The organism is Paralcaligenes ureilyticus (assembly GCF_004346225.1).
Classification (GTDB): Bacteria; Pseudomonadota; Gammaproteobacteria; order Burkholderiales; family Burkholderiaceae_B; genus Paralcaligenes; species Paralcaligenes ureilyticus.
Map to the genome: position 1 here is coordinate 103839 of NZ_SMAJ01000011.1, position 21476 is coordinate 125314.

Sequence of the window (21476 nt, forward strand, 5' to 3'; positions counted from 1 at the left end):
AGGTGTTTGGGTGTCAACGCAGCGCGCGCCAGAGCAACACGGCCCAGTCGCGCTTTTGCAGGGTAGGTCGGTGGAAGAATACGTCGTAGTGTAGTTGGTCGAGGCGTTCGAGAATACGTAAACCCCCATGTACAACAAGCTTTAACTCCAGACCGATGCGGCCCGGCAGGCGGCGCGCCAGAGGCAGGCCGCGCCTGAGCAGTTCGCGGGCCTGCTGAACCTGGGCTTGCATCAGGCCTTGCCAGGCAGCGTCGATCCGTTGCGTGGCGATGTCTGTTTCACTGACGCCATATCGGGCGAGCTTGTCTTGCGGTAGGTAAATACGTGATTTTCTCCAGTCGATGGCGACATCTTGCCAGAAATTGACCAATTGCAGGCCCGTACAGATGGCGTCGGATTCTTGCAGGTTTTGCGGTGTGACGGCCTGGTATAGATGCAGCATGAGGCGGCCCACCGGATTGGCTGAGCGCGAACAGTAATCAAGGAGCGCCGCGTCATTGGCGTAGCGATGGATGCTCACGTCCTGTTCGAAAGCCGAAAGCAGATCGAAAAAGGCCTGCAGCGGGAGCTGGTGTTTGTGTATGGTGCGGGCAAGAGGGATGAATATGTCGGCCGGCGCGTCGATTTGCGCGGGTTCGAATGTGCCGCTGCCTATGTCATGCAAGGCCTTGCGGTAGCCTGCCAGTTGCGCCAGGCGTATCGGCTCGCTGGCATCGCCTTCATCGGCAATATCGTCGGCGCTGCGGGCAAAGCGGTAAATATGTGTGATGGGCTCGCGCAGGCGCGCCGGCAAAAGCAGGGATGCAACCGGGAAATTTTCGTAGTGATCAACGGCCATGTACATCTTTATGTAAGGGGAAGCCGCCATTTTAAGAGCGGTCTGGCGTTTAGGCCCGATGCTGTGCGGATTTGGCGCCAAACGTCAAGTATTGTCACAGGGGTCTTAACGAAGACGGCGGAACTGGATTAGACTTCGGCTACCAGGAGGAGTTATGCCACGTCCTATTTTGGCACGCATTTCGTTGTCTGCACTAAGTCATAATCTTGAAGTCGTGACCCGTCAGCTAAAACCGGCTGCGGCTCATCGGCCGCGGCCCTTGGTCTGGGCTGTCATCAAGGCGAACGCCTACGGCCACGGCATTCTTAATGCGGTCCGGGGCTTCTCCAGGGCCGACGGCCTGGCCATGCTGGATATCGATGAAGCCGTGCGCTGCCGACAGGCCGGCTGGACCAAACCCATTTTGTTGCTTGAAGGTTTCTTCGAACCAGACGATATCGCCATCCTTGAGCAATACCGAATCTCTATTGCGGTGCACCATCAGAGTCAGCTCGACATGCTGAGCCAGGCCCGCCCGCGCCAGCCTATCGATGCCTTGATTAAATTGAATACGGGGATGAACCGCCTGGGGTTTCCCGCAGCGCAATACGCGAACGCCTATCGGCAGGCTATAGGCTTGCAGGAACAGCGTATTCTGGGTTCGTTGGGGAAAATGACGCATTTTGCGCGGGCTGACGATGATGCCGCGGTAACGCGTGAACAGATTGATCTATTCGATAATATGACCCGCGATTTGCCCGGCAAGGTAAGCGTGTGCAATTCGGCGGGAACTCTTACCGCCGGCCTATGGTCAACACTGGAGCCGGTGGAACAATGGATACGCCCCGGCATTTGCCTGTACGGCGCGACGCCATTCGACGACAAGCCGGCCAGTGACTTTGGCTTGCTTCCCGCCATGACCCTGAGTGCGGCGCTGATTAGCGTGCGTCGCATTGAAGCGGGGGCGGGGGTCGGGTATGGGCATGCCTTTGTCGCGCCAGAGGCTATGACTATAGGCGTGGCGGCCTGCGGCTATGCCGACGGTTACCCGCGCCATGCGCCCACGGGGACTCCTGTATGTGTGGATGGCGTCATGACACGTACACTGGGGCGGTTGTCCATGGATATGCTGATTGTCGATTTGAGTCCGGCGCCACAAGCCCATGTAGGCAGTCAAGTGGTACTGTGGGGCGAGGGCGGCCCTTCGATCGACGCGGTTGCGCGCGCCGCGGGCACTTTGGGGTATGAGCTAATGTGCGCAGTGGCCCCACGAGTGCCGGTGGTGGTTGTATAAACGGGTTGTACAAAAAGATAAGACCCAAGCTGGATTCATTCCAAGGAAACGATCAGTGAAAAATAAATGTGTACTGGTGACCGGGGCAACCAAAGGCATAGGCTGGGCAATCAGCCGGCGTCTGGCCGACTCGGGCTGCCATGTCGTGGGTTTGGCGCGGCATACGCAAGAGATTGATTTCCCCGGCTACCTCTACTCTTGCGATTTGCAAAATGCGGGTGAAACCGAAGATATTCTGCGCATCATTCGCGAAAAATACCCTGTCGATGCGGTGGTCAACAACGTCGGGATGGTTCGCCCCGAACCGTTGGGCGAGGTCGATCTGGCCTCGCTCTACGAGGTGTTCGACCTGAATGTGCGCGTGGCCGTCCAGGTGACCCAGGCATTTATCCCGTCGATGAAGGCGCGCAAAGACGGGCGCATTGTCAACATCTGCAGCCGTGTGACTCATGGCGGGGTGCTGCGCACCAGTTATTCCGCGGCCAAGAGCGCGCTTATCGGCTGTACCCGGACTTGGGCGCTGGAATTGGCCGAATACGGAATTACTGTTAACGCCGTATCGCCCGGGCCGATTGAAACCGAGCTGTTTCGCGCCGCCCAGCCGGTGGGCAGCGAGGCCGAGAAAAAAGCCCTGGCGTCGATCCCGATGGGACGTCTTGGCCAGGCCGCCGAGGTGGCGGCGGCCGTCACCTTCTTTTTGTCGGAGGAGGCAGGCTTCATTACCGGCCAGGTTCTGGGCGTGGATGGCGGCGGCAGCCTGGCGGGCCGCTAAATTGCCGGCTTCGATTCGAATCGGCAGGCGCATACCCGGTTAAACTGCGGGTATGGCCAAATCGAAAAGTTCCTATGTATGCATGGAGTGCGGTGGCACCAGCCTGAAATGGGCGGGCCAGTGTCCGCACTGCAATGCCTGGAATTCGCTGCAAGAGTCGCTTGACGCGGGCACATCCACACATCGTTTTGCTCCTCTGGCGGGCGCCGGCCCCATACGCAGCCTGGCTGAGATCGAGGCGCGCGAGTTGCCGCGCCAGCCATCGGGCATTCCCGAATTCGACCGGGTGTTGGGCGGCGGCCTCGTCGCCGGCGCCGTGGTGCTGATCGGGGGCGATCCGGGCATCGGCAAGTCGACGCTTTTGCTGCAGGCGATGGCGTCCTTGTCCAAGGCCGTAAACGTGCTGTATGTGACGGGCGAAGAATCTGCCGAGCAAGTGGCGTTGCACGCCAGGCGTCTTGAACTGGCGACCAGCGGGATCAATCTCCTGGCTGAAATCCGCCTTGAAGCGATTGTGACGGCGTTGACCGAGACGCGGCCCAGCGTGGCCGTCATTGATTCGATCCAGACCCTTTATTCCAGCGAACTGAGTGCTGCGCCGGGTTCCGTCTCGCAGGTGCGCGAGTGCGCGGCGCAACTGACGCGTCTGGCCAAGCAGACAGGCATTACTATCGTCCTGATTGGCCATGTGACCAAGGATGGAACGCTGGCGGGGCCGCGCGTACTCGAACATATTGTCGACACGGTGTTGTATTTCGAGGGTGACACTCATTCATCCTTCAGGCTTGTTCGGGCGTTCAAGAATCGTTTCGGCGCCGTCAACGAGCTAGGCGTGTTTGCCATGACCGACAAAGGTTTGCGCGGGGTCAGCAATCCGTCAGCCTTGTTTCTGTCGCAGCATGATCAGGATGTGGCGGGCTCTTGCGTGATGGCCACTCAGGAGGGAACGCGGCCTTTGCTGGTCGAGATTCAGGCCCTGGTTGATAGCGCGCATGCCCCCAATCCGCGGCGTTTGTCAGTGGGGCTCGAAGGCACGCGCCTGGCCATGTTGCTGGCTGTGTTGCATCGTCATGCGGGCGTTGCCACTTTTGATCAGGATGTGTTCGTCAATGCGGTGGGGGGCGTCAAGATTACCGAGCCGGCCGCTGATCTGGCCGTTTTGCTGGCCATCATGTCTTCGATGCGCAATCGGCCTTTGCCCAAGGGGCTGATTGTATTTGGCGAGGTGGGGCTGGCGGGCGAGATCCGCCCCGCCCCGCGGGGCCAGGAGCGGTTGCGCGAGGCGGCCAAGCTGGGTTTTAACGTAGCGCTTATCCCCAAGGCCAATGCGCCCAGGCAGGCCATTGAAGGCCTGGATATCTGGGCAGTGGATCGCGTGGATGCCGCCATAGATCGCCTGCGCCAATGATGACGTTCATGGCGATAATTTCATGTAGACGCCATCTTGGCCGTGGCGGATATGTAGCGGCACCCCTCGTGGGTGCCATATTTCATAAAGGAATACCCAGGTGGAGTGGTACCTAATCGTGTTGGGCTGCCTCTTGTCTGGCGCGCTGATCGGGTTTACGGGCGGGGTGCTGGGTATCGGCGGCGGTTTGCTGGCCATTCCCCTGCTGGGCCTGGTGTTCGGCATGCCGCAGCAGGCTGCGCAGGGCACGGCCCTCATCATGGTCTTGCCGGCGGTGCTGATATCGGTGCGCAAATACAATCAGTATTCGAAAATCGATCTGCGCGCCGCTGCGGCCGGCGCCGCGGGTTCCATTGTCTTTACGTGGCTGGGCGCCCGGTTTGCCCTGGGCATCGATCCCACCTTGTTGCGCCGTGTTTATGCCGTATTCATTTTAGGTATCGCCATCTTTTATTTTTTCCAGAGCCGGCCAAGAAACCCAAATGGTCGGCCAGCCTCGCCGCCTCGCAGCGCGGCAGACTACCACAAGGGTTGGTTCGCGCTGGTAGGGGTGCTGGCCGGTACGATAGGGGGTGTTTTTGGCGTAGGCGGGTCGGTGGTGGCCGTACCGTTTCTCACCACGTTTTTTCGTTTGCCGCAAACTTCGGCGCAGGCTTTGGCGATGACCACCATTATTCCCGGAACCTTTGTGGCGCTCTTGACGTATTCGGCGCATGGACAGGCCCACTGGTCGCAAGGGATACCATTGGCGATCGGCAGCATTTGCTGTGTTCCCTATGGAGTCCGGCTTGCGTACTCGATGCCCGAGCCGCGTCTGAAAAGAATATTTGCCGTGATGCTGCTGGTAATCATGTTTTTATTGCTGGCCAAGGCCTGACACGATGGCTACGCGCTGGCTTTTTGCAGAGGTGTCCTGATGCAGCCCGCCGTGCGTAGCGCAGAGATTACCCTGGAAGACGGGGCAATACGTTTTGATCCTGGCCGCGTGGGGCATCCCGGCGCGTTCCTGTTTGATCCGGAGGCACCCCAAAATCGGGCTGCGCCGGTGCAGGTGGGCGGGCGTCAAGGCGCCTGGTACACGCAGGGCGAGTATGGGGCTGGCGTGCTGCGTCATTACCGGCGTGGCGGCCTGATCGCACGCCTTAGCCGGGATCGTTACGTTTGGGCGGGCGCGGGGCGTGTACGTTCATTTGCGGAGTTCGAACTGTTGCAAAACATGCACGCTCAGGGCTTGCCGATTCCAGCGCCTTTGGCGGCGGCATATTGGCGTAGCGGGATGACGTATCGCGCGGCGATATTGATTGAACGTTTGCCTCATGTGCAGACCTTGGCCAAGGTGCTCGATCGGCCCAGCCATCAGGCGGTGGCCGAGGCTATCTTTTCCATGCATCAGGCGGGGGTGTGGCATGCCGACTTGAATGCCTATAACATTTTGCTCGGCGATGATGGCAAGGTGTGGTTGATCGATTTCGACCGCGGACGCGGCAACGGCGTGTCGCCTTCACAGCGCCGGAATAATTTATTGCGTTTGCGCCGGTCGCTGGAAAAAGTGGCGGGTCCGGTCGGCGTCGCGTATTGGGAAACACTTGATAAGGCTTATCGGAGATGCGCTTGAAGACGAAAACCCTAACGTTGTATGGGCTGCATAAATGCAGCACCTGTGTCAAGGCCAGGGCATGGCTGGATGAACATGGAAAGCCCTATGCTTTTATCGATTATCGCGAAGAGCCCATTGCCGCACCGCAGTTGCAGAAATGGTCGCGTGAGCTGGGTGGTTGGGAAAAGCTGGTCAATCGCGCGTCCATGACGTGGCGCAACCTGCCTGATAGCCGCAAGGCTCCCGAATCCGATGCGCAATGGGCGGAGCTCGTCGCCGAGTTTCCTGCCCTGGTGAGACGCCCCGTCATGGTTGAGGCAGACGGCTCGGTGAGTGTCGGTTTTTCCGACAAAAAGTACAGTGAGTTGTTGGGCGGCTGACGTGCCCGGATTGATTTTTTTTCAGGATTGTTTCTATGCTGACCCAGGAAGAGCTTAAACAGAAGGTGGCCCGTGCGGCGCTCGATTACGTTTTACCCCTGCTTGCGCCGGATGTCGTTATCGGGATCGGCACCGGGTCCACGGCTAACTTGTTCATAGACGGCCTGGCGGCGCATAAACACCTTTTCAAGGGTGCAGTGTCCAGTTCGGAGCGTAGTTCGGCGCGTCTGACGGCACTGGGCATTCATGTGTTCGACCTGAATCAGATCGATCGCGTGCCGGTGTATATCGACGGGGCCGATGAAATCGACGCCGGCCTGAATATGATCAAGGGCGGCGGCGGGGCGCTTACGCGCGAAAAGATCGTGGCGTCGGTGGCTGACCGGTTCGTTTGTATTGTTGACGAATCCAAGCTGGTACCCTGTCTGGGCAAATTTCCCTTGCCGATTGAAGTGATTCCCATGGCGATTGCCGAGGTGTCGCGCCGTGTCGCCCGGTTTGGCGGGACCGCCGCCTTGCGCCAGGGGTTTACGACCGACAACGGTTGCCAGATTCTGGATGTGTCGGGCCTGCGGATCGAGTCTCCAGCCGAACTGGAGGCGCAGATCAACAATATCGCAGGTGTCGTGACTTGCGGCTTGTTTGCCATTGCGGGGGCCGACGTGGCCTTGCTGTCGACGCAGCAAGGCGTCCAGACGCTGTATTCGCCGCGGTCATAAACCGGTCATAATTTCGGTGTAGGATTGAGAATGGCCTGAGTGATAGACTTATTATTTGCCGGCGCGTTTGGGCGTTCGGCGTGCCGCTTTACCGACTGACTACCGACTGACTTTTACGATGATCCAAGGCTGATATGTCCGAGCATACGAATAAACAGTTTCATTCCGATCTGGAAACCACGCGCTCGCTGTTCCTGCAGATGGGAGGGGTGGTCGAGGCCATGGTGCAAGAGGGTATGGAGGCACTCTCCAGCGGCGACTTGAGCCTGGTCGATCGAGTGAGGGAGCGCGAAAAGGATGTCAATCGGCTCGAGGTTGAAATCGATGAACTCATCGGTCTGTTGATCGCTCGCAATCAGCCGACCGCCATCGATTTGCGTTTGTTGCTGTCGGTTTCGAAGATGTTGACCGATATGGAGCGTTGTGGCGATGAGGCTGAAAAGATCGCGAAGATGGCGCGCCGCCTGCATGAGTCCGAGACTCCCTATGTGCCGGTGATCGAGTTGCGGCATATGGCCAGTCATGTGGCGACGATGATACGCGACGCACTGGATTCTTTTGCGCGCGAAGATCCTGTTCATGCGGCGATGGTGGTGCGTAATGACAAGGATGTGGATAAGGAGTGGAAGGCTTCCTTGCGTCATGTCATTACCTATATGATTGAAGACCCCCGCACGATTTCACGTTCCATTGATTTGATTTTCATTGCCCGTTCGCTGGAGCGCATTGGCGATCATGCGAAGAATATGGCTGAGCGGGTTATTTATATGGTGCGCGGTGATGATGTGCGCCACACGGGCGTCAAGAACACCGAGCGTACCGCCCGCGGCGGGGTCCCCGACGAAGAAAACGAGATCTGATGGTATCAGCGCCTTCGTTGTAGCGGCACCCGTAGCGCCCCTTTACTTTTGTAGCGCCACCCCTTGTGGGTGGCATTCATCCTTTCGCATTAATGTTATCTTGGCTAGAACCTCCTTCCAGAGCGTTTTTGGTCAAGCCATATACGGCGCGGGATGTTTGGGTATTTGTCGGTTGGGTATCTGAAGACGCCGTCTATGGGGGCCGGGGCGGGGCATGCCAAGAATTCACTTGCCGGCAGCTACCTCTGTCGTTGCCTGTAGCCTGCCTCTATCACGTTGCCCGTAGACCCCCATCGAACGAACACCCGCCGGCCCCCACATATCCTCGGTGCATGCCATCAACGCAGCCGCAGGGCGAGGGGTGGGTACCGTCCGGTCATTCGCCCGACGCCCGCCTGGACGAGGCAGACCCGGGCAGTCGGAGCGCGCAGCGCCCCGACCGCTGGACGGACCGGACGGTACCCACCCCTCGCCCTGCGGCGTCTTAATAGAACTACCCAACCCTAAACGATTACCCCACCCAAACGGCTCAAAAAAACAGCGACACGAAACCCGTTCAGTTCCGTAAACACTTCAACCGAAAATGCCCTAGCCTCGCATCGTGTGATGGATGTTGGCGCGGTCGTCGCTTGTAGCGACAGTTCTTGTAGCTGCCAAAATCGTTGATAACCGTCACGGTATTTTTAGAACGCCGATGGCAGCCACAAGGGCTGCCGCTACATCATCCCGGCCGGGACTTTCATTCTTCCGGCGGCACATACCCTTGGGCTTCCACCGAGCCGTCTTCAAACAGAAAATTTTCCATTTGCTGCGCCAGGTATTTGCGGGCGCGGGCGTCGGCGAGGTTGAGGCGGTTCTCGTTGACCAGGCGCGTCTGGATATCAAGCCATTGTCCCCAGGCTTCCTTCGAGATGCTTTGCCATATCCGCGTGCCCAGGGGGCCGGGATAGGGGGGGAAATCCAGCCCTTGGGCCTCGCGCTTGAGTTTTACACATTGAACCATTCGTGCCATGGCGTTGCACCTTTAAAGCGAATAAATAAGTAATAGAAGTATTGTACTGATGAAGCGTTGGCCGATGCCCTGTTGTCAGGTTTTGGGCTCGCTCCGGGCATTAATCGCGTTTCAATACTGTTTTAAACGCCGATCGCGATTTCACCGCATTTTGTGCCGAATGAAAAACCCTGCATTATGAATGCTGCGTTTGATGGTATCGGCCAGGCTGGAGTATTCGCGGCGCATTATGTCCTGCGGTGAGCGTTTGTATGTGGATTCTCCTGAACTGATCGCCGACTCAAAACTTTCGTCGGGTCGAACGCAAATGGGATCCACGCCTATCGCTTCGACTTTGTGTTCGTAGAAACGGTCGATCGTATCATCGACCGGATAAATCCATTCGGTGCAGTGAGCCAACAATTTTTTCGCTTGGGCGGGGGCCAGCAAGTAGCCGGCTGTGTGGGAAAAGCCTTTGGAGAATTTTTTTACCGTGAAGGGGCCGATTTGTTCCAGCGTCAGGCCTTTATGGTCCTTGTTCTTGTTGCTGGGTTCAATCCAGACGAATCCGTATTTATCTGCAAATTCGGCCGCTCGTTCATAGAAATCCATGAAGGGCGCCAGCAAGATGGCGTCGTCTTCCAGCACGATCATGGCCTGATCATCGCTCAGGCATTTTTCCCATAGCTGATAGTGGCTGGCAAAGCAGCCCAGTTGAGACAGGCGCAGCGGCGTACCCTGGCCTCTGCGTTGTGCTCGTTTTTTGTCATTGTATTTTTTGAACAAATAATAATCGGGGTTTTCGGCCCCGTTGATAGCGTCAAAAAACTCGTACTGCACCTCCAGGCCGGCAAATTGCCGACGCATGAAATCGCGCCGCGCGCTGGCCGACGAGAGGCTGACGACATAGATGGGCAGTGCCGGCATGCTTAAAGCTTTTTGATGAATATCAAGCTGTTGCGCGAGCGGTTGTAATGGGCCTGGCGTTCGCGGGGCAAATCGGCAATTCCGCCTTGCACGAAGCCGCGCTTGATGAACCAGTGAGAGGTACGTGTGGTCAGTACGAACAGGCGCCGGGCTCCCATGGCGCGGGCGCGAGACTCGGTATGGCGCAGCAATATTTCGCCTTCTCCCGTGCCTTGCCATTCGGGATGAACGATCAGGCAGGCCATTTCGGCCATGTTTTCGTCACGGTAGGGCATCAGGGCGACGCAGCCGTAGATGACGCCATCGTGTTCGAGCACGGTGAATTTTTCCACATCGCGCTCAATGACGGAGCGGCCGCGGGGTACCAGGGTGCCGTCCTCTTCAAGCGGCTCGATCAATTGGACGATGGCTCCCACGTCGTCGACGGTGGCCGGCCGCAGATCGTCCAGCGTATCTTCGACCACCATGGTGCCCACGCCGTCGTGGGTGAATATTTCCAGCAGCACGCTGCCGTCGAGCGTGTAGGGAACCAGATGGGCGCGGGCAACGCCGCGCTTGACGGCACGCGAAGCATGCGCCAGAAACGAGGCGGTGTCTTCATCCAGCGTGCCGGTCGCCAGCAAGGCATCGGCATCTTCGCGCGCCAACTCGGTGTCGACCAGGCCGTCGGCGTCGAGCACCGTGCGCCCCTGTGTCAGGAAAATCAGTTTTTCAGCACGCAAGGATACGGCCGCGCTGGTGGCTAGATCTTCCATGGCCAGGTTGAAGGCTTCGCCGGTGGGCGAGAATCCCAGCGGCGACAGGAGTACGATGGCGCCCTGGTTGATAATGTTCTTGATGGCGTCCAGATCCAGTTTGCGCACGGCCCCGGCATGTTTGTAGTCGATGCCGTCGATCACGCCCACTGGCCTGGCTGTGACGAAATTTCCCGAAATGACCCGGATATGGGCGTGCGACATGGGGGTATTGGGCAGCCCCTGGCTGAATGCCGCTTCGATATCCAGGCGGATTTCACCTGCGGCCTCTTTGGCGCATTCCAGCGCTTCGACGCTGGTCGGTTCGGTGCCGCGCCCGAACTGCGTCTGATAGCCTTTGAGCTTGAGTTGTTCGTTGACTTGCGGCCGCGAGCCATGCACCAGCACCAGCCTGACCCCCACGGCCGACAACAGGGACAGGTCCTGCACCAGGGTGTTGAGCGCGCCGTCGCCCACCAGCTCGCCGCCGAAGGCGATGACAAAGGTTTTGCCGCGAAAATCATGCACATACGGCGCCACTTCGCGAAACCAGCGAACAAATTGAGCCGGCGCAAATTCGGGTGCTTCCTGGGCGGATACGGTATCTGGTTCGTTGGGGGCCATGTTTTTTAGCTTAATAGGTCAGAGGGTGAGTTGCACAAAATTATAATGAGTGCAGCCCATCAAAAAGAATTTTTATGCAAGAGTCTGTGAATTCAACTGCCAAAGTGTCGTCAAATCCGCGCAAACGGTCAGACGCGCCTCGCCCCTTGCCGCCTATCCGTTATCCGGAAGACCTGCCGGTCAGCGGCCGACGCCAGGATATTGCGGCGGCCATCGAGGCGCATCAGGTGGTGATTGTGTGCGGCGAAACGGGCTCGGGGAAAACCACACAGTTGCCCAAAATCTGCCTGGAGATGGGGCGCGGCAGTATAAAGATGATAGGCCACACCCAGCCGCGGCGTTTGGCGGCCACGTCGGTGGCCAGGCGAATTGCCGAGGAGCTGAAAACCGAACTGGGCGATTGGGTGGGTTATCAGATACGGTTTAGCGACCGTACCGGCCCGCAGGCCGCCATCAAGTTGATGACCGACGGAATTTTGCTGGCCGAATCGCAGCGCGATCCGCTCCTGCGTCGTTACGACACGATCATTATCGACGAAGCACACGAACGCAGCCTGAATATCGATTTCCTGCTGGGCTATTTACGGCAGATGCTGCCGAAACGGCCCGATTTGAAGCTGATCATTACCTCGGCCACCATCGATGCCGGCCGCTTTGCGCAGCACTTTTCGCATCAGGGCGTCCCGGCTCCGGTCATTGAAGTGTCGGGCCGGCTGTATCCGGTGGATATTCTGTATCGTCCCGTACGGCAAGAGCCTGTTGCGGAGCAGGCCGATTCGGCCCGTCGTCGCGCTGACGCGGACGAGGAGCGCGACCTGATTGACGCCATCGTTGACGGCGTGGCTGAATGCGCCCGTCATGGAGCGGGCGACGTCCTGGTGTTTCTGCCCGGGGAGCGCGAAATCCGCGAGGCGGCCGAGGCCTTGCGCAAAAGCCACCCCTTGGGCACCGAAGTGCTGCCTCTTTTTGCCCGATTGTCGCAGGCCGAACAGGAACGCATTTTTCATCCGCAAGGCAACAGCCGGCGCATTGTGCTGGCCACCAATGTGGCGGAAACCTCCCTGACTGTCCCGGGGATACGCTATGTGGTCGATAGCGGTCTGGCGCGCGTCAAGCGTTATTCGTGGCGCAACAAGGTGGAGCAGTTGCATATCGAGGCGATTAGCCAGGCCTCGGCCAATCAACGATCGGGGCGCTGCGGCCGGATTGGTCCGGGCGTTTGTGTGCGCCTATACGACGAAGCCGACTTCAAGAATCGGCCCGCCTTTACCGATCCTGAAGTGCTGCGCTCGTCGCTGGCTTCGGTGATCTTGCGCATGAAGGCCCTTGGCCTGGACGATATCGAGACCTTTCCGTTTGTGGACGCGCCGTCGGGACGGGCGATTGCCGATGGCTATCATTTGCTGCAAGAGCTGGGGGCGCTGGACGAGGCCAATCAGTTGACTCAGACCGGGCAGATATTGGCGCGTCTGCCGGTCGATCCGCGCCTGGCGCGCATGATACTTGAGGCCCGGGATCAACAGTGCCTGACGGAAATCCTGATTATTGCCTCTGCCCTGTCGGTGCAGGATCCCCGCGATCGGCCCCTGGCAGAGCGCGAAGCGGCCGAAGCCGCGCAGGCCAAGTTCGGCGACGATAAATCCGAATTTCTTTCGTATCTGAAACTATGGCGCTGGTATGGCGAGCAAGTGACGCACAAAGCGTCGCAGCGCAAGCTGGTTAGTCTGTTGCGGCAGAATTTTCTTTCGCCTTTGCGTTTGCGCGAGTGGCGCGATGTGCATACCCAGCTAGCGGCGCTGGTGGGCGAGCAGGGCTGGCGCGTGAATACGCTGGAGGCGACCTACGAGCAGACCCATATGGCGTTGCTGGCGGGGCTGTTGGGCAATATTGGTCTTAAAAGCGAAGAGGGTGGTGGTTACCAGGGTGCCCGCGACATCCGTTTTCAGATTCATCCGGGTTCGCGGTTGATTAAAAAGGCCGGACGCTGGCTGGTGGCGGCCGAGTTGATCGAGACCACCCGCCTGTATGCACGCTGTGTGGCGAAAATCGATCCTGTCTGGCTGGAGCGGGCCGGCGCACACCTGATTCGCCGTGTGTGGTCCGACCCCCGCTGGGAAAAAAAGGCCGGGCAGGTGGTGGCCAACGAACGGGCGACTCTCTACGGTTTGCCCGTCTACACGGGCCGCCGCATTCACTTTGGCAAGGTGGATCCGGTAGAGGCGCGCGAGCTGTTCATCCGGCAGGCTCTGGTGCCGGGCGATATTGACACGGCCCTGCCGTTCGTCAGTCACAATCGGCAGTTGATCGCCTCGATCGAAAAGCTGGAGCATCAATCGCGCCGTCCGGACATTCTGGTCGACGAGGCGCTCATCTACGCTTTTTACGATCAGCAAATCCCTGCGGAGATTTGTCAGACGATTACTTTGGAGAAATGGGCCCGCAGGCTGGACAAGACACAGGCCGAGGCGCTGCTGCTGACGCGCGACGCATTGATGCGGCATGAAGCGGCGGGAGTGACGACCGATGTATTCCCCAAAAAGGTGGAGTGGCAGGGCGTGCAGATGACGCTTGAATATCACTTTGAGCCCGGCTCGGTGCGCGACGGTGTAACGCTTCTCGTGCCCTTGTTTGCCTTGAACCAGATCGACCCCATGCGTTGCGAATGGCTGGTCCCCGGCATGCTGAAGGAAAAGGTGCATATGCTGCTCAAGTCCTTGCCGCAGAAAATGCGGCGCCATTGCGTACCCCTGCCCGATTATGCAGACAAATTCTTTCAGCGCTGGTTTGAGCGGGCGGCGAGCCCCGATATGGGCTTGCTGGAAGCCATTGCGGCCGATATGTGGGAACACGTCAAGGTCAGGCCGTTGCGCAGCGACTTCAAGGTCGAGACCTTGGCGGCGCATCTGTTCATGAACTTCAAGGTGGTGGACGAGCATGGCCGCATGTTGTCGGGCAGCCGCAACCTCGATCAGCTCAAGGCCGAGCACGGCCGCCAGGCTCAGGAATCCTTTCAGAAATTTGCGGCGCACGATCATCAGGTGGCGCAGGCGTTGGCGCACGAACAGTTGACCGACTGGACATTCGGGCCTTTGCCCGAAATTATGGAAATCAAACGCAAAGGCCGCTCGTTCGTGGGTTACCCGGCCCTGATCGACCGGGGCGCCTATTGCGACCTGGATGTGTTCGATGACCCTTCCGAAGCCAGACAGCAGCACCGATCCGGCCTGTTGCGCCTGTTTCGCTTGGGGTTGCGCGAACAGGTCAAATTTTTGGAAAAGAATCTGCAGGGCCTGACCCATATGGGTATGTTGTACATGAGCCTGGGCACTCAGGAAGAACTAAAAGATCAAATCATCGATTGCGCGCTGGAGCAGGCCTGCCTGGCTGAGCCCTGGCCCGATGACCGGGCCAGTTTTGAACAGCGCCGCAGCGAAGGTAAAAGCCGCCTGGGCTTGCTGGCGCAGGAAATTGCCCGCCTGGCCGGGCAAATTTTGGCTGAATGGGCCGTTTTGCAGAAAAAACTGCCGCAGGCCAAGCCTCACGCGGCGGCCTATGCCGATCTGCAAAAGCAGGTGGGCGCACTGATGGGCAAGTGGTTTGTGCGCGCCACCCCGTATCGGCAATTGTCCCAGTACCCGCGTTACCTCAAGGCGGCCGTTGCACGCATCGACAAGCTGCGCATCGACCCGGCCAGGGATGCCCGCCTGAGCGCCGATATGGCGCCGCTGGCGGTGCAGTATCAGCGCGCGCAGTCGGCCCTCAAAGGCGCATCCGACGCCGGACTGGACGAGTTCCGCTGGCTGCTTGAAGAACTGCGCGTGGCCTTGTTCGCTCAAGAGCTGCGAACCCCCATGCCCGTGTCGGTCAAGCGGCTGCAAAAGGCCTGGTCCATGTTACAACGCTAGGGAGTCGGTTACACCGCGGACGGCGGCTCTCTGAGTACAATCTGAGCAATGACTGAATCAATTAATCCTTCCGCATTTGTGCATCTGCGCGTTCACTCCGAATTTTCGGTGGTGGATGGAATCGTGCGTATCCCCAGCCTGGTTGATCGTGTGGCCGAATTCGGGCAGCCGGCGGTGGCGCTTACCGATCTGACCAATATTTTTGGCCTGGTCAAGTTTTACAAGAAAGCCCGCAGTCACGGCGTCAAACCGATTGCGGGCTGCGATGTATGGTTGCAAAACGATCAGGACAGGGACAAGCCCAGCCGCTTGCTGCTGCTCGTGACCGGCCACCAAGGCTATTTGAATCTTTGCGATGTGTTGACCCGGGCGTGGCTGGACAATCAGTACCGCGGGCGTGCCGAAGTTCGTCGCGAATGGCTTGCAGACAAAGCTGGCCTGATCGTCCTGTCGGGCGCGCGCGGTGGCGAGATCGGCCAGGCGTTGGAAGCGGGTAGAGAACATGAGGCGCGAACGCTGGCGCAGTGGTGGGCCAAGCGGTTCCCCGATCATTACTACATTGAGTTGCAGCGCACCGGTGTCGAGGGTGATGAAGCCTATGTCCAGGCGGCTTTGCGCCTGGCGGCCGAATTGAAACTGCCGGTGGCTGCTACGCATCCGGTGCAGTTTATCGAAGCCAGCGATTTTCGGGCTCACGAAGTTCGGGTGTGCATCGCCGATGGCGAGCAGTTGTCCAACCCCAAGCGCGTGCGCCGCTTTACCGAAGATCAGTATCTGTTGAGCTCGCAAGAGATGTGGCGTCGTTTTGCCGATATCCCCTCCGCGCTTGCCAATACGGTTGAAATTGCCAAGCGCTGCAATCTGACGCTCGATCTGGGTACACCCTGCCTGCCCAACTTCCCAACTCCCGAAGGGATTACGCTGGACGATTATCTGGTCCGGTTGGCCGAGGAGGGTCTGGTGAGGCGCATGGCGCAGCTGTTTCCCGACGCGGGCGAGCGCTTGGCCCACGACGCAACGTATTCCGAACGTCTGCAATGGGAATGCAAAACCATCACCAGCATGGGGTTTTCGGGCTATTTCCTGATCGTGGCCGACTTCATCAACTGGGGCAAGCACAATGGCGTGCCTGTGGGGCCAGGGCGGGGGTCGGGGGCGGGGTCGCTGGTGGCGTACTCGCTGGGTATTACCGATCTGGACCCCTTGCGCTACGACCTGCTGTTCGAACGCTTTCTGAATCCGGAACGGGTATCCATGCCCGACTTCGACGTTGACTTTTGTCAGGATAACCGCGAACGCGTTATCGATTACGTCAAGCAGAAATACGGCAAGGACGCCGTCAGCCAGATCGCTACATTCGGCACGCTGGGCGCCAAAGCCGTGGTGCGCGACGTGGGCCGCGTACTCGATATGCCGTATATGTTGTGCGACGGCCTGTCCAAGCTGATACCGTTTAACCCTGCCGATCCATGGACCTTGAGCCGTGCCCTGGAGCAGGAGCCCGCGTTCAAAGAGCGCTACGAGCAAGATGAAGAGGTCAAGGCGCTTATAGATCTCGCGCGGCCGCTCGAAGGCCTAACGCGCAATATCGGCATGCATGCGGGGGGCGTGCTGATTGCTCCAGGCAAGCTCACTGATTTTTGCCCCCTGTATTGCCAACCGGGCACAGATAGCAGCGCCATGTCGCAATTCGACAAGGACGATGTCGAAGCCGTCGGCCTGGTGAAGTTCGACTTTCTGGGCTTGCGCAATCTGACGATTCTGGATTGGGCGGTGCGTTTTGTGCGCCGCTTCAACGAAAACCAGCGTGAGTTCGATCTGATGGCCTTGCCGCTGGACGACCCGGAGTCCTACAAACTGTTGACGCAAGGCAACACGACCTCGGTATTCCAGCTCGAATCGCGCGGCATGAAGGAACTGCTCAAGAATTTGCAGCCCAACACCTTCGAAGACATTATCGCCATGCTGGCGCTTTATCGGCCGGGGCCGCTGGAGTCGGGCATGGTGAACGACTTCGTCAATCGCAAGCACGGCCGCGCCGACGTGGATTATTTTCACAAAGACCTCGAGCCGGTACTCAAAAGCACCTACGGCGTAATTGTGTACCAAGAGCAGGTCATGCTGATTTCGCAGATTATTGGCGGCTATACCCTGGGCGGGGCCGACCTGCTGCGTCGCGCCATGGGCAAGAAAAAAGCCGAGGTAATGGCCGAGCATCGCGAAATCTTTGAAAAGGGGGCGGTTAAAAAAGGCTACGACGCTGCGCTGGCAGTCAAATTATTTGATTTGATGGAAAAGTTTGCCGGCTACGGTTTTAACAAGAGCCACTCGGCGGCTTATGCGCTGATCGCCTACCAGACCGCATGGCTTAAGGTGCACCATCCGGCAGAATTCCTGGCGGCGACGTTGTCCGCCGATATGGACGACACCGACAAAATCCAGACTTTCTGGAAAGATGCGCTGGCCAACGGGGTAGAGGTACTGCCGCCCGATGTGAACGCGTCGCCTTATCGTTTCGAGCCGGTTGCCGACCGTTACACCCTGGAAGGCAAGCCGCCGCGCACCATGCGCTATGGGCTGGGGGCCGTCAAAGGCACGGGACAGGGGGCTGTCGAAGAAATCATACGGGCGCGCGAGCAAGAGGGTGCCTATACGAGCCTCTTTGATTTTTGCCACAAGGTCAATCGGCATACCGTTAATCGACGCACCATCGAAGCCTTGATCCGTGCCGGTGCGTTCGATGCCATCGAGGCCAACCGTGCTGCCTTGCTTGCCACCGTAGGCAATGCTGTCGAAGCCGCCGAACAGGCCGAGCGTAGCGCCAATCAGGTATCGCTGTTTGCTGACGACAGCAACGATATCGTAGAGGGTGAATTGAACAAGGTGCAGCCGTGGGATCTGCAAACGCGGCTTACCGAAGAAAAGGCCGCTATGGGGTTTTATTTCAGCGGTCATCTCTTTGATGCGTGGCGCGACGAGGTGCGCCGTTTCGCTCCCAAGCCGCTGGCGCGCCTGGAGGCCGCGCGCGGCTTGCAGTGGTTCGCGGGCGTGCTGGCTGCGGTGCGGCCCAAAATGACACGGCGCGGCAAGATGCTCTATGCCGTGCTCGACGATGGGTCCTCGCAGATTGAAGTGGCGATTTTCAACGAACTGTACGAACAGCACCGTCAGCGCCTGAAAGAAGATCAACTGATCATTATTCACGGCAAGGTCAGCCACGATGATTATTCGGGCGGCTTGCGAATCTCCGCCGAATCCCTGTTCGATCTGCAACTGGCGCGCGAAGAACGGGCCCAGGCCCTGCGTATCACCCTGAATGGCAACGCCGACACGGCGCGGCTGCGTCAGGTGCTCAATCCTTTTCGCGCAGAACCCGAGAACGGGGTGCCCGGGGTGCCTGTCGAAATCGTGCTTGAACGCGGCGGTTTTCTTTGCACGCTGCGTTTGGGCCAGGAGTGGCGCGTGCGCATGGCCGATAGCCTGTTCGAGCAACTGGCCCGCTGGACGGCGCCCGATGGCGTGGAGATCCGCTATTCATGACGCCGTTATGTATTCTGCATTCTGAAGCGGCCACCAGTTTTGGCGGGCAGGAGCAATATATTTACCGGATGATGCTGGCGATGCGCGAGCACGGCCACTATCTTGAAGCCGTGTGTCAACCCCACGCCTTGTTGACCGAACGTTTGCGCGCCGAAGGGTTTACGGTACACACGACGTTTATGGATGGGCCGGCCAATTACTTTAGAAGCGTTGCGGGCATTCGTGAAATATTGGCTGCGGGTGAATTCGATGTGCTCAATTGCCACAGCCGCCGCGATACGGTTATTGCGGCCGCGGCCGGCCGCCTGGCCGGAACGCCTTTAATCGTGCGCACCCGTCATCTGGCCAATCGCGTGGGTTCTCTATTGTCCTACACCATCATGCCGCATCGGGTGATCGCCGCGAGCGATTTTGTGCGCAATCATTTGATTGAACGCGGCGTTCCACCCGGCTACGTGGCCACCGTGTATCCGGCCGTTGAGCTGCAGGAAGCGCCGCAGCAGTCTACTTTGCGTACGGAACTGGGTTTGGCCGCCGATGACATCGTGGTCGGTTGCGTTGCCGTCATGCGCGCGCAAAAAGGGCATCGCGATTTGATCGACGCCATAGAACCTTTGATTAGGCAGCGCACCAATGTGCACTTGGTTCTGGTGGGCGGCGGCTCACCTGTGTTCGAGGAAATACAGGCGTATAGCGATTCGAAAAATTTGCAGGGCCGGGTGCATATGCTGGGTGCGCGCCGCGATGTGCCGAACCTGTTGGCGGGTTTCGATATCTTTGCGCTGGCCACGCAGAAAGAAGCGTCCGGGACCGTATTTGTGGAGGCTGGGGCGGCGGGGCTGCCGGTCATCGGCACCAATGTGGATGGAGTGCCGGAGATGATGCAGGCGGGCATCAGCGGCTTGCTGGTTCCGCTTAAAGACCAGGCGGCGCTTACGGCGGCCCTTGAAAAGTTGATCGACGATCCCGGCTTGCGGCGCAAAATGGGGCAGGCCGGTATCCAGTTTTGCCGCAGCAGCGGGCGTTTTGGTTCCGAGGCCATGGTGCAGCGCATCGAGTCCTGTTATGCGCGCTGGCTCGCCGAGAGGCGCGCATGAAGCGGGCGGAGGCGGTTCCGGTCCTGATGTACCACCACATCTCTCCTTCTGCGGGCATGATCACGACCTCGCCCGACAATTTCGAGAGGCAATTGATATGGCTGGCGCGTCATCGCTATCGTTCTTTATCCAGCGCCGAGTTCGCCCGGCATCTGCGAGGCCAGAAGGCACCGGCTCGGTCCGTTTTGATCACCTTCGATGATGGTTATCTGGATAACTGGGTCTATGCGTATCCGCTGCTGAAAAAATATGGCTATACCGCGCTCGTCTTTTTGGTGACTTCGTGGGTCAATGACGGACCCGTTCGCCAATACCTCGGGCAGGACGGCTTGCCTGCTACGCCTGCACACGCCGAGTGCGAACGGCGCATCGAACAAGGCTGCAGCGACGAGGTGATTCTTCGCTGGAGCGAAATTCAGGCCATGCATGAAGCCGGTGTTTTTGAGTTTCATAGTCATACACACACCCATACCCGCTGGGATCAAAGCGTTCGCGTCGCCGAGAAAAATGAACGCATGCGCGAAGAACTTGCGCTGTCCCGTGCGGCGCTGCGAGCGAATCTTGGTGAGGTGTCCGAGCACCTTTGCTGGCCTCAAGGTTATTTTGACGCCGATTATGTACGTATCGCCCAAGAGGCGGGTTTTCGTTATCTGTACACCACTCAGGCCTTCGGGCAGAATCGGCCTGGCACTGATCCTGCATCGATTTACCGTTTTGCGGTCCGCGATACGTCGGGTAGTTCGTTCGGGCGGCGCATCCAGATCGCCGCGCACCCCGTCATCGGGCCCTTGTTCAATCGCTGGAAGTTGTGGCAGCGGGGGCTCAGGTCGCGCTCATGACACTATCGGTCATCATCATAAGCAAAAACGAATCCCGCAATATCGGGCCATGCCTGGATTCGGTGGCTTTTGCCGACGAAATCATCGTGCTCGATTCCGGCAGCACCGACGACACCTGTTCGATTGCGCGGGCAAAAGGAGCAAAGGTGTCGCAAACCATGGACTGGCCTGGTTTTGGGCCGCAAAAAAATCGGGCCCTTGATTTGGCGACCCAGGAGTGGGTGCTGTCGATCGACGCCGACGAGCGCGTCACGCCTGAGTTGGCGCAGGCCATTCGCGACGAGCTTCAAAGCCCGCGGGCTCAGGCCTACAAGATTGCGCGCCTGTCGAATTTTTGTGGGCGCTGGATACGCCACAGCGGGTGGTGGCCCGATCATGTGTTGCGCTTGTTCAAGCGAGGCACCGCCCGGTTTTCGGATGCAGCCGTGCACGAAAGCGTGCAGTCGGAGTATCCCGCCGTCGTTTTGGGTGGGCATTTCCTGCATTATCCGTATGCGGATATGGAAAGCCTGATCGCCAAGATGAATCGTTATTCCTCGGATGCGGCGGCCATGATGCATGCGAGGGGGAAGAAAACCAGCGCGCTGGGGGCCGCAGGCCATGGGGCCTGGACTTTTATTCGAATCTATATCCTCCGGCGGGGCTTTCTGGATGGCAAGGAAGGCTTCATCCTGGCCGCTACCGGCGCCGCCGGAAATTTCTTTCGCTATAGTAAATTGTTGTTCCTCAACAAGCGCGATAAATCCTAGATTTTGTAGCGCCACCCCTTGTGGGTGGCATTTTTTTTCGCATTAATCTGATCTTGCCTAGAACCGTCTTCTAGCCCCGCATCGTGGCCAGTCAAGGCGGGTCGGGCTCGAACGGGCGCGGTCATGGCTGCGCCATGACTACCCGCGTGCAGGGCCGGCTTCGGGGCGGCGTGCGAACTCGTGGGGCGAATAGCCCACTGGGCTATTCGCAATCGTCCCACTC

The 21476-nt window shown here is 58.8% G+C and carries 17 protein-coding genes; 13 read left to right on the plus strand and 4 right to left on the minus strand.

The window, feature by feature from the left end; genetic code table 11:
• Positions 1–13: 13 nt before the first annotated feature.
• Positions 14–838, minus strand: a complete 825-nt coding sequence (hpnC, locus tag EDC26_RS14050) for a squalene synthase HpnC (RefSeq protein ID WP_132583689.1) — start codon at positions 836–838, stop codon at positions 14–16.
• A gap of 154 nt (positions 839–992) precedes the next feature.
• Between hpnC and alr the strand changes: the two genes are divergently transcribed.
• The 8 genes from alr to phoU all read left to right on the plus strand — a co-directional run bounded on the left by alr (position 993) and on the right by phoU (position 7847).
• Positions 993–2111: an alanine racemase gene (alr, locus tag EDC26_RS14055; protein WP_132583691.1), complete on the plus strand. Its 1119-nt coding sequence runs from the start codon at positions 993–995 to the stop codon at positions 2109–2111.
• Between the two features lie 55 nt (positions 2112–2166).
• Entirely contained in the window at positions 2167–2883 is a 717-nt protein-coding gene (locus EDC26_RS14060) for an SDR family oxidoreductase (protein WP_132583693.1), read from the plus strand.
• A 52-nt stretch (positions 2884–2935) separates the two neighbouring features.
• Entirely contained in the window at positions 2936–4291 is a 1356-nt protein-coding gene (gene radA / locus EDC26_RS14065) for a DNA repair protein RadA (RefSeq protein WP_132583695.1), read from the plus strand.
• A 100-nt stretch (positions 4292–4391) separates the two neighbouring features.
• Positions 4392–5168 carry a sulfite exporter TauE/SafE family protein gene (locus tag EDC26_RS14070; RefSeq protein WP_132583697.1) on the plus strand — a complete coding sequence of 259 codons (777 nt, stop codon included), beginning with the start codon at positions 4392–4394 and terminating at the stop codon, positions 5166–5168.
• Between the two features lie 39 nt (positions 5169–5207).
• The gene (locus EDC26_RS14075) at positions 5208–5906 is read left to right on the plus strand and encodes a 3-deoxy-D-manno-octulosonic acid kinase (RefSeq protein ID WP_132583699.1); all 699 of its coding nucleotides are present in this window, start codon (positions 5208–5210) and stop codon (positions 5904–5906) included.
• Entirely contained in the window at positions 5903–6268 is a 366-nt protein-coding gene (locus tag EDC26_RS14080) for a Spx/MgsR family RNA polymerase-binding regulatory protein (RefSeq protein ID WP_243700920.1), read from the plus strand. The genes EDC26_RS14075 and EDC26_RS14080 overlap by 4 nt, the downstream gene beginning before the upstream one ends.
• A gap of 35 nt (positions 6269–6303) precedes the next feature.
• Entirely contained in the window at positions 6304–6987 is a 684-nt protein-coding gene (gene rpiA, locus EDC26_RS14085; protein WP_132583703.1) for a ribose-5-phosphate isomerase RpiA, read from the plus strand.
• A 134-nt stretch (positions 6988–7121) separates the two neighbouring features.
• Entirely contained in the window at positions 7122–7847 is a 726-nt protein-coding gene (gene phoU, locus EDC26_RS14090; protein ID WP_132583705.1) for a phosphate signaling complex protein PhoU, read from the plus strand.
• A gap of 739 nt (positions 7848–8586) precedes the next feature.
• Here phoU and EDC26_RS14095 read toward each other — a convergent pair.
• The 3 genes from EDC26_RS14095 to argA form a co-directional block, all read right to left on the minus strand.
• The gene (locus EDC26_RS14095; RefSeq protein ID WP_132583707.1) at positions 8587–8859 is read right to left on the minus strand and encodes an oxidative damage protection protein; all 273 of its coding nucleotides are present in this window, start codon (positions 8857–8859) and stop codon (positions 8587–8589) included.
• 141 nt (positions 8860–9000) lie between these two features.
• Positions 9001–9765: a glycosyltransferase family 25 protein gene (locus EDC26_RS14100; RefSeq protein ID WP_132583709.1), complete on the minus strand. Its 765-nt coding sequence runs from the start codon at positions 9763–9765 to the stop codon at positions 9001–9003.
• A 2-nt stretch (positions 9766–9767) separates the two neighbouring features.
• Positions 9768–11123: an amino-acid N-acetyltransferase gene (gene argA, locus EDC26_RS14105; RefSeq protein WP_132583711.1), complete on the minus strand. Its 1356-nt coding sequence runs from the start codon at positions 11121–11123 to the stop codon at positions 9768–9770.
• Positions 11124–11197: 74 nt separating this feature from the next.
• On the opposite strand from argA, the gene hrpA reads away from it, so the two are divergent.
• The 5 genes from hrpA to EDC26_RS14130 are packed head-to-tail and all read left to right on the plus strand — an operon-like array spanning position 11198 to position 21253.
• Positions 11198–15028 (plus strand): ATP-dependent RNA helicase HrpA, encoded by a 3831-nt coding sequence (hrpA, locus tag EDC26_RS14110; protein ID WP_132583713.1) that lies wholly within the window; start codon positions 11198–11200, stop codon positions 15026–15028.
• A 48-nt stretch (positions 15029–15076) separates the two neighbouring features.
• Positions 15077–18568, plus strand: a complete 3492-nt coding sequence (gene dnaE, locus EDC26_RS14115; RefSeq protein WP_132583715.1) for a DNA polymerase III subunit alpha — start codon at positions 15077–15079, stop codon at positions 18566–18568.
• Positions 18565–19665 (plus strand): glycosyltransferase family 4 protein, encoded by a 1101-nt coding sequence (locus EDC26_RS14120; RefSeq protein ID WP_132583717.1) that lies wholly within the window; start codon positions 18565–18567, stop codon positions 19663–19665. The genes dnaE and EDC26_RS14120 overlap by 4 nt, the downstream gene beginning before the upstream one ends.
• Complete coding sequence (locus EDC26_RS14125) at positions 19662–20504, plus strand: polysaccharide deacetylase family protein (RefSeq protein ID WP_132583719.1); 843 nt, start codon at positions 19662–19664, stop codon at positions 20502–20504. The genes EDC26_RS14120 and EDC26_RS14125 overlap by 4 nt, the downstream gene beginning before the upstream one ends.
• A complete protein-coding gene (locus tag EDC26_RS14130) occupies positions 20501–21253 on the plus strand; it encodes a glycosyltransferase family 2 protein (protein WP_132583721.1) in 753 nt (250 codons plus the stop codon). The genes EDC26_RS14125 and EDC26_RS14130 overlap by 4 nt, the downstream gene beginning before the upstream one ends.
• Positions 21254–21476 lie beyond the last annotated feature (223 nt).

What these genes read in the sequence shown, in the direction of transcription:
- hpnC (WP_132583689.1), bottom strand. Translation starts at nt 838, where the DNA reads ATGGCCGTTGATCACTACGAAAATTTCCCGGTTGCATCCCTGCTTTTG.
- alr (WP_132583691.1), top strand. Translation starts at nt 993, where the DNA reads ATGCCACGTCCTATTTTGGCACGCATTTCGTTGTCTGCACTAAGTCAT.
- radA (WP_132583695.1), top strand. Translation starts at nt 2,936, where the DNA reads ATGGCCAAATCGAAAAGTTCCTATGTATGCATGGAGTGCGGTGGCACC.
- EDC26_RS14075 (WP_132583699.1), top strand. Translation starts at nt 5,208, where the DNA reads ATGCAGCCCGCCGTGCGTAGCGCAGAGATTACCCTGGAAGACGGGGCA.
- rpiA (WP_132583703.1), top strand. Translation starts at nt 6,304, where the DNA reads ATGCTGACCCAGGAAGAGCTTAAACAGAAGGTGGCCCGTGCGGCGCTC.
- phoU (WP_132583705.1), top strand. Translation starts at nt 7,122, where the DNA reads ATGTCCGAGCATACGAATAAACAGTTTCATTCCGATCTGGAAACCACG.
- EDC26_RS14095 (WP_132583707.1), bottom strand. Translation starts at nt 8,859, where the DNA reads ATGGCACGAATGGTTCAATGTGTAAAACTCAAGCGCGAGGCCCAAGGG.
- EDC26_RS14100 (WP_132583709.1), bottom strand. Translation starts at nt 9,765, where the DNA reads ATGCCGGCACTGCCCATCTATGTCGTCAGCCTCTCGTCGGCCAGCGCG.
- argA (WP_132583711.1), bottom strand. Translation starts at nt 11,123, where the DNA reads ATGGCCCCCAACGAACCAGATACCGTATCCGCCCAGGAAGCACCCGAA.
- hrpA (WP_132583713.1), top strand. Translation starts at nt 11,198, where the DNA reads ATGCAAGAGTCTGTGAATTCAACTGCCAAAGTGTCGTCAAATCCGCGC.
- dnaE (WP_132583715.1), top strand. Translation starts at nt 15,077, where the DNA reads ATGACTGAATCAATTAATCCTTCCGCATTTGTGCATCTGCGCGTTCAC.
- EDC26_RS14120 (WP_132583717.1), top strand. Translation starts at nt 18,565, where the DNA reads ATGACGCCGTTATGTATTCTGCATTCTGAAGCGGCCACCAGTTTTGGC.
- EDC26_RS14125 (WP_132583719.1), top strand. Translation starts at nt 19,662, where the DNA reads ATGAAGCGGGCGGAGGCGGTTCCGGTCCTGATGTACCACCACATCTCT.
- EDC26_RS14130 (WP_132583721.1), top strand. Translation starts at nt 20,501, where the DNA reads ATGACACTATCGGTCATCATCATAAGCAAAAACGAATCCCGCAATATC.